At 59.3% G+C, this 14,561-nt stretch carries 10 protein-coding genes; 7 read left to right on the forward strand and 3 right to left on the reverse strand.

All coding sequences use genetic code 11. The annotated features are described in order from the left end of the window. Positions 1-68 precede the first annotated feature (68 nt). The 5 genes from aroB (at position 69) to hemE (ending at position 10,302) form a co-directional block, all read left to right on the forward strand. Complete coding sequence (gene aroB, locus AACY18_RS01350; protein ID WP_339432948.1) at positions 69-1,169, forward strand: 3-dehydroquinate synthase; 1,101 nt, start codon at positions 69-71, stop codon at positions 1,167-1,169. A 10-nt stretch (positions 1,170-1,179) separates the two neighbouring features. Continuing rightward, positions 1,180-2,742, forward strand: a complete 1,563-nt coding sequence (locus tag AACY18_RS01355; protein WP_339432947.1) for an AAA family ATPase — start codon at positions 1,180-1,182, stop codon at positions 2,740-2,742. Between the two features lie 349 nt (positions 2,743-3,091). Continuing rightward, entirely contained in the window at positions 3,092-7,537 is a 4,446-nt protein-coding gene (gltB, locus tag AACY18_RS01360) for a glutamate synthase large subunit (RefSeq protein WP_339464017.1), read from the forward strand. Between the two features lie 33 nt (positions 7,538-7,570). Next, a complete protein-coding gene (locus AACY18_RS01365; protein WP_007909438.1) occupies positions 7,571-8,989 on the forward strand; it encodes an FAD-dependent oxidoreductase in 1,419 nt (472 codons plus the stop codon). Between the two features lie 245 nt (positions 8,990-9,234). Next, positions 9,235-10,302: a uroporphyrinogen decarboxylase gene (gene hemE, locus AACY18_RS01370; protein WP_339432944.1), complete on the forward strand. Its 1,068-nt coding sequence runs from the start codon at positions 9,235-9,237 to the stop codon at positions 10,300-10,302. Between the two features lie 109 nt (positions 10,303-10,411). On the opposite strand, the gene AACY18_RS01375 is transcribed toward hemE, so the two are convergent. Next, complete coding sequence (locus AACY18_RS01375) at positions 10,412-11,686, reverse strand: MFS transporter (protein ID WP_339432943.1); 1,275 nt, start codon at positions 11,684-11,686, stop codon at positions 10,412-10,414. Between the two features lie 118 nt (positions 11,687-11,804). On the opposite strand from AACY18_RS01375, the gene AACY18_RS01380 reads away from it, so the two are divergent. Beyond that, complete coding sequence (locus AACY18_RS01380; protein ID WP_339464018.1) at positions 11,805-12,707, forward strand: LysR family transcriptional regulator; 903 nt, start codon at positions 11,805-11,807, stop codon at positions 12,705-12,707. 102 nt (positions 12,708-12,809) lie between these two features. On the opposite strand, the gene AACY18_RS01385 is transcribed toward AACY18_RS01380, so the two are convergent. After that, positions 12,810-13,247, reverse strand: coding sequence for an excinuclease (locus AACY18_RS01385; RefSeq protein WP_339432941.1), 438 nt, complete (start codon positions 13,245-13,247; stop codon positions 12,810-12,812). A gap of 414 nt (positions 13,248-13,661) precedes the next feature. Further along, on the reverse strand, positions 13,662-14,006 hold the full coding sequence (locus AACY18_RS01390; RefSeq protein ID WP_339432940.1) for a hypothetical protein: 345 nt from the start codon (positions 14,004-14,006) through the stop codon (positions 13,662-13,664). Positions 14,007-14,315: 309 nt separating this feature from the next. Here AACY18_RS01390 and AACY18_RS01395 point away from each other — a divergent pair. Beyond that, positions 14,316-14,561, forward strand: a 246-nt coding sequence (locus tag AACY18_RS01395; RefSeq protein WP_339464020.1) for a transposase, incomplete at its 3' end; no start/stop codon positions are given.

Raw genomic sequence — 14,561 nt, forward strand, 5'->3', positions numbered from 1 at the left:
CGCTATAGGCCGCAGACAACCAATAATTCAGGGCAGGACGCCTGCTTCCATCTTCACTGTGGGGACACATGCAGACACTCAAGGTCGATCTAGGCGAGCGCAGCTACCCGATTCATATTGGCGAAGGTTTGTTGGATCAGCCGCAACTGCTGGCACCGCATATTCACGGGCGGCAGGTGGCTATCATCTCCAATGAGACCGTTGCGCCGCTCTATCTCGAACGTCTGACCCGCAGCCTGGCGCAGTTCTCGGTGATTTCCGTGGTGTTGCCCGACGGCGAAGCCTTCAAGAACTGGGAAACCCTGCAACTGATCTTCGACGGTCTGCTGACCGCCCGTCATGACCGCCGCACGACCGTTATTGCCCTGGGTGGTGGTGTGATCGGCGATATGGCCGGTTTCGCCGCGGCCTGTTACCAGCGTGGCGTCGATTTCATCCAGATTCCCACCACTTTGCTGTCCCAGGTCGATTCGTCGGTGGGCGGCAAGACCGGTATCAATCATCCGCTGGGCAAGAACATGGTTGGCGCGTTCTATCAGCCGAACGTGGTGCTGATCGATACCGCTTCCCTGAAAACGCTGCCCGAGCGCGAGTTGTCGGCGGGGCTGGCGGAAGTCATCAAGTACGGCCTGATATGCGACGAGCCGTTCCTGACCTGGCTCGAAGACAATGTAGACGCCTTGCGCGCGCTGGATCAAAAGGCCCTGACGTACGCCATCGAGCGCTCCTGCGCAGCCAAAGCTGCGGTGGTCGGCGCTGATGAGAAGGAAACCGGCGTACGCGCCACGCTCAACCTCGGTCACACCTTCGGCCACGCCATCGAGACCCACATGGGCTATGGTGTCTGGCTGCATGGTGAGGCGGTGGCGGCTGGCACCGTGATGGCGCTGGAGATGTCCGCGCGTCTGGGCTGGATCAGCGAGCAGGAGCGTGATCGCGGTATTCGCCTGTTCCAGCGTGCAGGTCTGCCGGTGATCCCGCCTGCCGAAATGACCGAAGCCGATTTTCTTCAACACATGGCAATCGACAAAAAAGTGATCGACGGTCGCCTGCGCCTGGTGCTGCTGCGCCGGATGGGCGAAGCGGTAGTGACCGACGATTATCCGAAAGAGGTTCTACAGGCCACGCTGGGAGCGGATTACCGCGCCTTGGCACAGCTTAAAGGTTAATAAGATTCCGATGACTAGTTTGCATGCCGACGAGGCGTTCCTCGGCCATTTTCAGTTAAGTCACGATCCCTTCGCGCCGCGGGTGCCGGGCTTCAAGTTCTTTCCGGCCCAGCGCAAACCGGTGCTGGGACAATTGCATCATCTGGCGCGTTACAGCCAGTTGCTGCTGGTGGTCACCGGCCCGGAAGGCAGCGGCAAGACCCTGCTGCGTCAGGCGCTGGTCGCCAGCACCAACAAACAATCTGTGCAGAGCGTGGTGGTTTCCGCCCGCGGTGCTGGTGATGCGGCTGGCGTGCTGCGCCAGGTGGCGCAGGCGCTGAACGTCGCTCAGGCCGATGTCGCTGCGATTCTGGATCAGGTGGTGCAACTGGCGCTGACCGGCCAGGAAGTCTATCTGCTGGTGGACGATGCCGAGCAACTCGACGAATCGGCCCTCGATGCGCTGATGGCACTGGGTGCCGGCGCGCCGGAAGGTCGCCCGCATGTATTCCTGTTCGGTGAATCGTCGCTGATCGCTCAACTCGAGGCTTTGCAGCTCGAGGAAGAACGCTTCCACGTCATCGAGTTGCAGCCTTACACCGAAGAAGAGACCCGCGAGTATCTCGACCAACGGCTCGAAGGTGCAGGCCGGGGTGTCGAACTTTTCACCGCGGATCAGATCTCTGATATTCACGAAAGCGCCGAGGGTTGGCCGGGTAACATCAACCAGGTCGCTCGCGATGCTCTGATCGAAGTCATGATTGCCAGCCGCTCTGCGGTCAAGCGTCCAAGTATGGGGTTTAACATGCCGAAGAAACACGTATTGGCGATTTCTGCCGTCGTTGTGGTCGCGGTTGCCGCCGCCTGGTTGATGCCGGGTCGCAGCAAGGCACCCACCACCGGCGCGCCGGCCAATGAGCAGGCTCAACTGCCATTGGGTCAGGGCGCAGCGAATGGCGGTGCTCCAGCGGTCGAATTCGCCGGTAATACACAGCCGATGCCGTTGCCGCTGGTCGGCAACTCGCAACCCGTCATGCGCGGCCCATTGGCCGAAGCGGCTGGCGGTATCACTGAAGGCGACGACGGCGTGCCATTGGAAGGCTCCAGCGATACGCCGCCAACCGTGACCACTTCGGCGCCACCGGCGGGTGTTCCGGCCGGTCCTGCACCGACGCCGGCACCGACGCAAATCGCCACTGCAAAGCCTGCTCCGGCAGCGCCAGCAGCCAAACCGGCTCCAGCGCCTGCCAAGCCAGTGGCAGCCGCTAAACCGGTCGAGAAGCCGGTTACTGTCGCCAAAGCCGCCGGTGGCAGCTGGTACGCCGGGCAACCGACGGGCAACTACGTGGTGCAGATCCTCGGCACCAGCTCCGAGACGAGCGCACAAAACTTCGTCAAAGAGCAGGGCGGCGAGTACCGTTATTTCAAGAAAATGCTCAACGGCAAGCCTCTCTACGTGATCACCTACGGCAACTTCGCCAATCGTGACGCGGCTGTTTCTGCCATCAAGGCCTTGCCAGCGAAGGTTCAGGCTGGTAAACCTTGGCCTCGCACTGTCGCCAGCGTCCAACAGGAACTGGCAACAACTCGCTGAAGATTCGGCGGCCTTACCCAGGCCGCCTCTCCAAGCACCTCAAAATTTCTACGAGTGCGCGCGTCCTTCCAGGTCGCGTGCCTTGTGGTGTCTGCGTCACAGTAGTCTTTGAGTCGTTGCGGTCAAAATTAAAAAAGTTTTGACTAGCACAGCAGATCGCTTTAAACCTTTCACAAATGCGACATGAATTTGCGACATTTCGTCGTCAAATTTGTGAGCCTCTGTGTCGCTGTGTACAATGACCACCCTTTTGCCCCCGCTAAGCCGGCGTACGTTCGGCGCGGAACGCAAGTGGTTGAATTGAAAAGAAATTTGCCTCGAAAAGAGGCAGCCTGGTGAGAAAGTGTCTATGAAAGCAGGTCTGTACCAACCAGATGAATTCAAGGATAACTGCGGTTTCGGCCTGATAGCCCATATGCAGGGCGAGCCCAGTCATACCCTTTTGCAAACGGCCATTGAGGCCCTGACCTGCATGACCCACCGCGGTGGGATTAATGCCGACGGCAAGACCGGTGACGGTTGCGGTCTGCTGATTCAAAAGCCCGATGCGTTCCTGCGTGCGATTGCCCAGGAAGCCTTCAGCGTCGAACTGCCCAAGCAATATGCCGTGGGCATGGTCTTCTTCAATCAGGATCCGGCCAAGGCCGAAGCCGCTCGCGAGAACATGAACCGCGAGATCCTCGCTGAAGGCCTGCAACTGATCGGCTGGCGCAAAGTGCCAATCGACACCAGCGTCCTTGGTCGCCTGGCCCTTGAGCGCCTGCCGCAGATCGAGCAGGTCTACATCGGCGGCGAAGGCCTGAGCGATCAGGACATGGCGGTCAAGTTGTTCAGCGCCCGCCGTCGTTCGTCGGTGGCCAATGCCGTCGACTCCGACCACTACATCTGCAGCTTTTCGCACAAGACCATCATTTATAAAGGCCTGATGATGCCGGCCGACCTGGCCGCGTTCTATCCAGACCTGAGCGACGAGCGCCTGCAAACCGCGATCTGCGTGTTCCACCAGCGTTTCTCCACCAACACCCTGCCGAAATGGCCGCTGGCTCAGCCATTCCGCTTCCTCGCCCACAACGGCGAGATCAACACGATCACCGGTAACCGTAACTGGGCGCAGGCCCGTCGGACCAAGTTCACCAACGATCTGATGGATCTGGAAGAACTCGGCCCGCTGGTCAACCGTGTCGGTTCCGACTCCTCGAGCATGGACAACATGCTCGAACTGATGGTCACCGGCGGCATCGACCTGTTCCGTGGCGTGCGGATGATCATTCCGCCTGCGTGGCAGAACGTTGAAACCATGGACCCGGATCTGCGTGCGTTCTACGAGTACAACTCGATGCACATGGAGCCGTGGGACGGCCCGGCCGGCGTGGTCATGACCGATGGTCGCTACGCGGTGTGCCTGCTTGACCGTAACGGTTTGCGCCCGGCGCGCTGGGTCACCACCACCAACGGTTTCATCACCGTTGCTTCGGAAATCGGCGTCTGGAACTACCAGCCAGAAGACGTGATCGCCAAGGGCCGTGTCGGTCCGGGGCAGATCCTCGCCGTGGACACTGAAACCGGGCAGATCCTCGACACCGATGCGATCGACAACCGCTTGAAATCCCGTCATCCGTACAAGCAATGGCTGCGCAAGAATGCCCTGCGCATTCAGGCGACCATGGAAGACAACGATCACGGTTCGGCTTTCTACGACGTCGATCAGCTCAAGCAATACATGAAGATGTATCAGGTCACGTTCGAGGAGCGCGATCAGGTCCTGCGTCCGCTTGGCGAACAAGGCTACGAAGCCGTGGGCTCGATGGGCGACGATACGCCGATGGCCGTGCTGTCCCAGCGCGTGCGCACGCCGTACGACTATTTCCGCCAGCAGTTCGCGCAGGTCACCAACCCGCCGATCGACCCGCTGCGTGAAGCCATCGTGATGTCGCTGGAAATCTGCCTCGGTGCCGAGCGCAACATCTTCCAGGAGTCGCCGGAACACGCCTCGCGTGTGATCCTCAGCTCGCCGGTGATTTCCCCGGCCAAGTGGCGCTCGTTGATGAATCTCGACCGCCCGGGCTTTGAGCGGCAGATCATCGACCTCAACTACGACGAAAGCGTTGGCCTCGAAGCGGCCATCCGCAATGTGGCCGATCAGGCTGAAGAAGCCGCGCGCGCCGGTCGTACCCAGATCGTCCTGAGCGACCGCCATATCGCGCCGGGCAAACTGCCGATTCACGCCTCGCTGGCCACCGGTGCGGTACACCACCGCCTGACCGAAAAAGGCCTGCGCTGCGACTCCAACATCCTGGTTGAAACCGCCACTGCACGCGATCCGCATCACTTCGCCGTGCTGATCGGCTTCGGCGCTTCGGCGGTCTATCCGTTCCTTGCCTACGAAGTGCTGGGCGACCTGATCCGCACCGGTGAAGTACTGGGCGACCTCTACGAGGTGTTCAAGAACTACCGCAAAGGCATCACCAAAGGTCTGCTCAAGATCCTGTCGAAGATGGGCATCTCGACCATCGCTTCGTACCGCGGTGCGCAGTTGTTCGAAGCCATCGGCCTGGCCGAAGAAGTGTGCGAGCTGAGCTTCCGTGGCGTGCCGAGCCGCATCAAGGGCGCACGTTTCGTCGACATCGAAGCCGAGCAAAAGGCACTGGCCACCGAAGCCTGGAGCCCGCGCAAGCCGATCCAGCAGGGCGGCCTGCTGAAGTTCGTCCACGGTGGCGAATATCACGCCTACAACCCGGACGTGGTCAACACCCTGCAAGCCGCCGTGCAGCAGGGCGACTACGCCAAGTTCAAGGAATACACCTCGCTGGTGGACAACCGTCCGGTGTCGATGATTCGCGACCTGTTCAAGGTCAAGACCCTCGACACGCCGCTGGACATCAGTGAAATCGAACCGCTGGAATCGGTGCTCAAGCGCTTCGACTCTGCCGGTATCTCGCTGGGCGCCCTGTCGCCGGAAGCTCACGAAGCCCTGGCCGAAGCCATGAACCGCCTCGGCGCGCGTTCCAACTCCGGCGAAGGCGGCGAAGACCCGGCGCGTTACGGCACCATCAAGAGTTCGAAAATCAAGCAGGTCGCCACTGGACGTTTCGGCGTGACGCCGGAATACCTGGTCAACGCCGAAGTGCTGCAGATCAAGGTCGCCCAAGGCGCCAAGCCGGGCGAGGGCGGGCAACTGCCGGGCGGTAAAGTGAACGGGCTGATCGCCAAGCTGCGCTATGCAGTGCCGGGCGTAACGCTGATTTCGCCACCGCCGCACCACGACATTTATTCGATCGAAGACTTGTCGCAGCTGATTTTTGACCTCAAGCAGGTCAACCCGAAGGCGCTGGTTTCGGTGAAACTCGTCGCCGAAGCGGGCGTCGGCACCATCGCTGCCGGTGTGGCCAAGGCCTATGCGGACTTGATCACCATCTCCGGCTACGACGGTGGCACCGGTGCTTCGCCGCTGACCTCGATCAAATACGCTGGCGCACCGTGGGAACTCGGCCTGGCTGAAACCCACCAGACCCTGCGCGGCAACGACCTGCGCGGCAAAGTCCGGGTGCAGACCGACGGTGGCCTGAAAACCGGCCTCGACGTCATCAAGGCTGCCATCCTCGGCGCCGAAAGCTTCGGCTTCGGTACTGCGCCGATGATCGCGCTGGGCTGCAAATACCTGCGCATCTGCCACCTGAACAACTGCGCCACCGGCGTCGCGACGCAGAACGAGAAGCTGCGCAAGGATCACTACATCGGCACCGTCGACATGGTGGTGAATTTCTTCACCTACGTCGCCGAAGAAACCCGTGAGTGGCTGGCCAAGCTCGGCGTGCGTTCCCTCGAAGAGCTGATCGGCCGCACCGATCTGCTGGAAATACTCGAAGGCCAGACCGCCAAGCAACACCACCTGGATCTGACCCCGCTGCTGGGCAGCGATCACATCCCGGCGGATAAACCTCAGTTCTGCGGCGTTGAGCGCAATCCGCCATTCGACCAAGGCCTGCTGGCCGAAAAAATGGTCGAGATGGCGTCGTCGGCGATCAATGACATGAGCGGCGCCGAATTCGACCTGGACATCTGCAACTGCGACCGTTCGATCGGCGCGCGGATCTCCGGTGAAATCGCGCGCAAGCACGGCAACCAGGGCATGGCCAAGGCGCCGATCACCTTCCGTTTCAAAGGGACGGCGGGTCAGAGCTTCGGCGTGTGGAACGCCGGCGGTCTGAACATGTACCTGCAAGGCGATGCCAACGACTACGTCGGCAAAGGCATGACCGGCGGCAAACTGGTCATCGTGCCGCCGAAGGGCAGCGTCTATCAGACTCAGAACAGCGCCATCATCGGCAACACCTGCCTGTACGGCGCCACGGGCGGCAAGCTGTTCGCCGCTGGCACCGCAGGTGAGCGTTTCGCCGTGCGTAACTCAGGTGCCCACACGGTTGTGGAAGGCACTGGCGATCACTGCTGCGAGTACATGACCGGTGGTTTCGTCTGCGTCTTGGGCAAAACCGGTTACAACTTCGGTTCTGGCATGACCGGTGGTTTCGCCTACGTGCTTGATCAGGACAACTCTTTCGTTGACCGGGTCAACCACGAACTGGTGGAAATCCAGCGGATCAGCGGCGAGGCGATGGAGGCCTATCGCAGCCATCTGCAAAACGTGCTGAACGAGTACGTCGCCGAAACCGACAGCGAGTGGGGGCGTGAACTCGCCGAGAACCTCGATGACTACTTGCGCCGTTTCTGGCTGGTCAAGCCGAAGGCCGCCAACCTGAAATCGTTGCTTTCCAGCACTCGTGCCAACCCGCAGTGATATGCGCCTGAAGAGTTTGATGAGGTTTTAACAATGGCTGAACGTCTGAATAACGACTTCCAGTTCATCGATGTCGGGCGCAAAGATCCGAAGAAGAAACTGTTGCGTCAACGCAAGAAAGAGTTCGTCGAGATCTACGAACCGTTCAAACCCCAGCAGTCGGCCGATCAGGCCCACCGCTGCCTGGGTTGCGGCAACCCGTATTGCGAATGGAAGTGCCCGGTGCACAACTTCATTCCCAACTGGCTCAAATTGGTGGCCGAAGGCAACATCCTTCAGGCCGCCGAGCTGTCGCACCAGACCAACACCCTGCCGGAAGTGTGCGGCCGGGTGTGCCCGCAGGATCGTCTGTGCGAGGGTGCCTGCACCCTCAACGACGGTTTTGGCGCGGTGACCATCGGTTCGGTCGAGAAGTACATCACCGACACCGCGTTCGCCATGGGCTGGCGCCCGGACATGTCCAAGGTCAAACCGACCGGCAAGCGTGTCGCGATCATCGGCGCAGGCCCGGCAGGTCTGGGCTGTGCCGACGTGCTGGTGCGTGGCGGTGTGACCCCGGTGGTGTTCGACAAGAACCCGGAAATCGGTGGTCTGCTGACCTTCGGTATCCCCGAGTTCAAGCTGGAAAAGACCGTGCTGAGCAATCGTCGCGAAGTCTTCACCGGCATGGGCATCGAGTTCCGCCTCAACACCGAGGTCGGCAAAGACGTGACCATGGAACAACTGCTCGCCGAATACGATGCCGTGTTCATGGGCATGGGCACCTACACCTACATGAAGGGCGGTTTTGCCGGTGAGGATCTGCCGGGCGTCTACGACGCGCTGGACTTCCTGATCGCCAACGTCAACCGCAACCTGGGCTTTGAAAAGTCGCCGGAAGATTTCGTTGACATGAAAGGCAAGAAGGTTGTGGTGCTCGGCGGCGGCGACACGGCGATGGACTGCAACCGCACGTCGATTCGTCAGGGCGCCAAGTCGGTGACCTGCGCCTATCGTCGTGACGAAGCGAACATGCCCGGCTCGCGCAAAGAGGTGAAGAACGCCAAGGAAGAGGGCGTGAAATTCCTCTATAACCGCCAGCCGATCGCCATCGTCGGTGAAGACAAGGTCGAAGGCGTGAAGGTGGTCGAGACCCGTCTCGGCGAACCGGACGCCCGTGGCCGCCGCAGCCCCGAGCCGATCCCGGGCTCCGAAGAGATCATCCCGGCCGACGCCGTGGTCATCGCCTTCGGTTTCCGTCCGAGCCCGGCGCCGTGGTTCGAACAGTTCGAAATCCAGACGGACAGCCAGGGCCGCGTAGTTGCGCCCGAGCAAGGTCAGTACAAGCACCAGACCAGCAACCCGAAGATCTTTGCGGGTGGCGACATGGTGCGCGGTTCGGATCTGGTGGTGACGGCGATCTTCGAAGGCCGTAATGCCGCCGAAGGTATCCTCGATTACCTTGGTGTTTAACCAGACTTGAAATGCGATTAAATGTGGGAGCGGGCTTGCTCGCGAAAGCGGTCTGTCAGTCAACATCTCTGTTGAGTGTGCCGGCCTCTTCGCGAGCAAGCCCGCTCCCACAGTTGTTTCGTGGTGTTGCAAAAAGCCGGTTTCAACCGCGACAAATTGACCCGATAGACAAAAGGCTGACCTGCATCCGTGCCTTTTGCGTCGCGCTCTGAGAAAATGCCCGCACTTTTTTTCCGGATGCCGACATGACTGCCCTGAAGAACGACCGTTTCCTGCGCGCCCTGCTCAAGCAACCCGTTGACGTCACCCCGGTGTGGATGATGCGTCAGGCCGGTCGCTACCTGCCGGAATACCGCGCCAGCCGTGCCCACGCCGGTGACTTCATGAGCCTGTGCATGAATCCGGAATTCGCCTGCGAAGTCACGATGCAACCGCTCGACCGCTACCCGCAACTGGACGCGGCGATCCTGTTTTCCGACATCCTCACCATCCCCGATGCCATGGGCCAGGGCCTGTACTTCGAGACCGGTGAAGGCCCGCGCTTCAAGAAAGTCGTCAGCACCCTGGCCGACATCGAAGCCCTGCCGATCCCTGATCCGCACAAAGACCTTGGTTACGTGATGGATGCGGTCAGCACCATCCGTCGCGAGCTCAACGGTCGCGTTCCGCTGATCGGCTTCTCCGGCAGCCCTTGGACGCTGGCCACATACATGGTCGAAGGCGGCTCGTCGAAAGACTTCCGCAAGACCAAAGCGATGCTCTACGACAATCCGCAAGCCATGCACCTGCTGCTGGATAAACTCGCGCAGTCGGTGACCTCCTACCTCAACGGCCAGATCATGGCCGGTGCGCAAGCGGTGCAGATCTTCGATACCTGGGGCGGCAATCTGTCGGCGGCGGCGTATCAGGAGTTCTCGCTGGCCTACATGAAGAAAATCGTCAGCGGCCTGATCCGCGAGCACGACGGTCGCAAAGTGCCGGTGATCCTGTTCACCAAAAACGGCGGCCTGTGGCTGGAAAGCATCGCTGACGCTGGCGCCGACGCACTGGGTCTGGACTGGACCTGCGACATCGGCAACGCCCGCGCCCGTGTCGGCGACAAAGTCGCGCTGCAAGGCAACATGGACCCGACCGTGCTTTATGCAAAACCGCAAGCGATCCGCACCGAAGTCGGGCGCATTCTGGCCAGCTACGGCAAGGGCAGCGGCCACGTGTTCAACCTCGGCCACGGCATCACCCCTGAGGTCGATCCGGAGCACGCGGGCGCGTTCCTGCGCGCGGTGCATGAGCTGTCGGCGCAGTATCACGAGTGATCGACGCCCAGCTCTAAGTTCAGCAAAGCAAAACGCCCGGCAAATGCCGGGCGTTTTTGTTTCCACGATCTGGAGCCGAAAACAGACCAACTGTGGGAGAGGATTTTTGTCAGGCGTTGACGCCGCCCAACGGCGGCAACTTCGCCAGCTTCAACGCCACCAACAGCGCCACCAGCAACAGCGCGCCGATAAACAAACCAATCCCGTTCCACCCGCCCAAGTGCCAGAACACCCCGCCTGCCGTGCCGGCAATGCTTGATCCGGCGTAATAGCTAAACAGGTAAAGCGAAGACGCCTGTCCTTTGGCTCTGGTCGCCCGCCGCCCGATCCAGCTACTCGCCACCGAGTGCGCCCCAAAGAAGCCAAAGGTGAAGATCAGCATGCCGATGATGATCAGCGGCACAGGGGGGAACATCGTCAGCGCCAAACCTGCAAACATTAGCGCAATCGTCGCCCACAACACTTTGCGTCGGCCCAGTTTGTCCGCCAGTGAACCGATCTTCGCCGAGCTGTAGATACCCGACAGGTACACCACCGACAGCAAGCCGACAAACACCTGATCAAGATTGTACGGCGCAGCCAGCAAGCGATAGCCGATGTAGTTGAACAGCGTGACGAACGCGCCCATCAGCAAAAAGGCTTCAAGGAACAGCAGCGGCAAACCGGCGTCGCGAAAATGCATGGTGAAGCCGTCGAGCAGGCTGCGCGGGTGTAGCGAGCGCGAACGAAAGTTGCGCGACTCCGGCAGGATTTTCCAGAACACCGCTGCCGCGACCAGCGCCAGGCCGCCAATCACCAGCATCGCCGTGTGCCAACTGACGAAGTCGATCAGCACCCCGGTGATCAACCGTCCGCTCATCCCGCCAATTGCGTTGCCGCCGATGTACAAACCCATGGCAAGGCCGATGTGCTGCGGATGAATTTCTTCACTCAGATAGGTCATCGCCACCGCCGCCAGACCGCTCAATGACAACCCGATCAGTGCGCGCATGATCAGCACCCCCTGCCAGCTCGGCATCATTGAACTGGCGATGGTGCACAACGCCGCCGCGAACAGCGCGGTGACCATCACCGGTTTACGCCCGACCCGATCGGAAATCGGCCCGGTAATCAGCAGGCCGATGGCGAGCATACCCGTGGACACTGACAGAATCAGGCTGCTCTGCGCCGCGTTGATCCCGTATTCGTGGGACAGCAGCGGCATCATCGGCTGTACGCAATACAGCAGGGCGAAGGTCGCGAAGCCGCCGCTGAACAGCGCGAGCACCGTGCGCATGAACATCTGCGTGCCTTTTTCGATGTAGATCTCTTGCAGCTCGGCGACGACATCGTCCGCCGCTGTGGGCGGGACTTCATGGGCAAGAGGGGCAGCGGCGGTTTTCACATCAGACCTCGAAGGGCACGGCCAGGCAGGCAATGAAAAAATCATATAGCTGGCTAATGTTTCTATCCAATATATTGTTCGACCTGTTTGATAGCTTTAACGACCTAATGGGGTTTCCATGGAATTGCGTCATCTGCGCTACTTCATCGCCGTCGCCGAAGAACTGCACTTCGGCCGTGCCGCACAGGCGTTGGGCATCTCCCAGCCGCCGCTGAGCCAGCAGATTCAGGCGCTGGAGCAAGAGGTCGGCGCGCGACTGTTCGAGCGCACCAATCGTCGGGTTGAGCTGAGTGAGGCCGGGCGGTTGTTTCTGGAGGAGGCGCGGTTGGTGCTGGCGCAGGTTGATAAAGCGGCGGATGTTGCCCGGCGTGCGCAACTCGGTGAATTGGGCGAGTTGAAGATTGGTTTCACCTCGTCGGCGCCGTTCAACTCGACTATTCCGCAGGCGATCTTTTCCTTTCGCCAGCGTTTTCCGGCGGTGCACCTGAACCTGCGGGAGATGAGCAGTACCCAAGTGGCTGAGGCGCTGGTCGATGAGTCGATCGAGGTCGGCATCATGCGCCCGCTGGGGTTGCCGGATTCGTTGAGCGTAGTCGAGTTGATGCGCGAACCGCTGGTGGCGGTGCTCAGTGCCAAGCATCCGTTGGTCCAAGGCAGCGAGGAAGGCCTGTTCCTCTCGGCACTGGCGCTGGAACCCTTCGTGTTCTTCCCGCGCAGCTATGGCAGCGGTCTCTACGCACAACTGCTCAGCCTGGCCCGCGATGCCGGGTTCAGCCCACACTTCGCCCAAGAGGCCGGCGAGGCGATGACCATTATCGGACTGGTCGCGGCGGGGTTGGGCGTCTCGGTATTGCCTGCGTCCTACCAGCGGATGCGCATCGACGGCGTGGTCTACCGGCCGCTGCTGGATCCTGAAGCGGTTTCAGCGGTGTGGCTGGTGCAGCGCAAGGATCAGAAATCGCCGATGGCCAAGGCGTTCGTAGATTTGCTCACGCGCAAGGTCGAGCCTTCAATTGGGTGATGGTTGCGGGCCTCTTCGCGAGCAAGCCCGCTCCCACAGTGGGCCGCATTCCAGAGTGGGGCGGGCTTGTTCGCGAAGGCCTACGCACCAGCGCCACCTGTTTTATGGCAACCGCACCAGATCCCCCTTCAACGCTACCCGCGTGACAAAAATCCCCGCCCGGCACTCGTAGGTATTCAAATCCTTGCGCACATGCCGGTCGTAATAACTGACGATATTGACCACCGCATTCGCCCCGACCCGTTTGGCATCGGCCTGCAGCTTGATCAGATTCGACTGCAACACCCACTCGCAGGAATCGTGATCACTCTTGTTGAATCCGTTGGTCTTCAAATCACTGACTACTCCGCTGCGCAACAACTGCTGAGTCCCCTGCGGCCCATTGCCGAGCAGATAGAACTTCACGCTGCCATCCAGCCGTCCGGCGCGAACCGCGTCCGACAGCACGGTTTCGAAGGGCATGTACATCAGATTGGTGGCGTGGCTGGCGCTGGGCAGTAGCGCGAAAAGCGCAGCGGCGATCAGGGCTTTCACTTGCATGGTCATCTCCTTGACGGTGAAAGAGAACCGCGAGTGCTCGACAAATTGGACTCGCCATTCCGGCAGGCTGTTTGGGGCTACCTGCTTGAGCAAGTGTAGTTGGCTGGCAGGCAATGTTGTTTAGGCGTTCAAGGAAATACGAGCAGCCTTATGGAAAGGAGGCGCGCAGGTGAGCGCTACCAAAAAGCTAAAACAGTGTGGTGTAAAGCCGAAGCAGGAAGCGGGAGCGTCGCGATCTAATAAAGGAGAGCGATATGTTGTCAGTATGGGGTTAATGTTGTCACAGGTCAGGTATTCGCTCGGGTTTTACTTTGGTTAAGTTTGAGGCTGAATAATAACTTCTGCGAGGAATTCACGTCTGAAGTCACCGGTATTCCATTACAGAGATAAACCGGTGACTTTTTGCATGCCAGATCAGTAACCGGGCTCTTTATAGGCAGGATGAGCTGCCTCAATAATTATCTTGCAATACATTGTTTTTCCTTTTAAAGTTTCTTTAACTTTGTTTTCGTATTTGCCACCCTCGTAGAAATTTATTTCATTGTGAAGGTTATCAACGAAATCATTGAGGGACATTGTGGTTGATGATCCCTCGGCAATTACGTTTATCGTCAGAAACGCACTAACTTCTTCAGTGTACTCAACTTTTTCGGTCCAGGTTTTTTCAGCGCTTTTAGCATCTTCGGTTGCAGCGGACATCATGTCTAAAAGTTTTTCTTCAAGTTCGTCTCTTGAGTTTATCCATTGATAGTCAGACATTGTTTGTTTCCTTTTGATAGTTGTTGGTTTTTAAATGCCACAAGTAAAAAAACGCCTTTTTGAAGGTTTTTTTTGCTTAATCAATTTATAAGGATTTACTTTTCGTGCCACCTGTCATAAGTGACAGGTTAATAGAGAGTTTTGGAATGGATGGTCCTAGGTTCAGAGCTTTTTGTTCTACGTCAATTGGTTGTGAAATGGCTCCCGGTAAAACAAAAGGGCGCCAATTCAGACTGTGTGAAAACCTAGCAATCTGTGCGGCACTCAAAGAAAATGCTCCGTATCGAAAGATACGGAGCATTTTTCGTTATGGCCTACATCCAAGGAGAGTCCCGCAGCCAGACCAGCGTGTTCCCGGCCTCGCTGGAGGAACTGATCCCCGAGGATCACCTCGTTCGTGTGATCGACCTCTACGTCGCCAAGCTGGATCTGGTGCAACTGGGCTTTGACAAAGCGTTGCCCAAAGGCACCGGGCGCCCCTCTTATGATCCTGCCGATCAGCTAAAACTCTATCTCTACGGCTATTTCCAACGGATTCGCTCCTCACGCCGACTT

It is taken from the genome of Pseudomonas sp. EA_65y_Pfl2_P74, assembly GCF_963970575.1.
Classification (GTDB): Bacteria; Pseudomonadota; Gammaproteobacteria; order Pseudomonadales; family Pseudomonadaceae; genus Aquipseudomonas; species Aquipseudomonas baetica_A.

Coding starts and splice junctions, on each gene's coding strand:
- aroB (WP_339432948.1), top strand. CDS start 69: ATGCAGACACTCAAGGTCGATCTAGGCGAGCGCAGCTACCCGATTCAT.
- AACY18_RS01355 (WP_339432947.1), top strand. CDS start 1,180: ATGACTAGTTTGCATGCCGACGAGGCGTTCCTCGGCCATTTTCAGTTA.
- gltB (WP_339464017.1), top strand. CDS start 3,092: ATGAAAGCAGGTCTGTACCAACCAGATGAATTCAAGGATAACTGCGGT.
- AACY18_RS01365 (WP_007909438.1), top strand. CDS start 7,571: ATGGCTGAACGTCTGAATAACGACTTCCAGTTCATCGATGTCGGGCGC.
- hemE (WP_339432944.1), top strand. CDS start 9,235: ATGACTGCCCTGAAGAACGACCGTTTCCTGCGCGCCCTGCTCAAGCAA.
- AACY18_RS01380 (WP_339464018.1), top strand. CDS start 11,805: ATGGAATTGCGTCATCTGCGCTACTTCATCGCCGTCGCCGAAGAACTG.
- AACY18_RS01385 (WP_339432941.1), bottom strand. CDS start 13,247: ATGCAAGTGAAAGCCCTGATCGCCGCTGCGCTTTTCGCGCTACTGCCC.
- AACY18_RS01390 (WP_339432940.1), bottom strand. CDS start 14,006: ATGTCTGACTATCAATGGATAAACTCAAGAGACGAACTTGAAGAAAAA.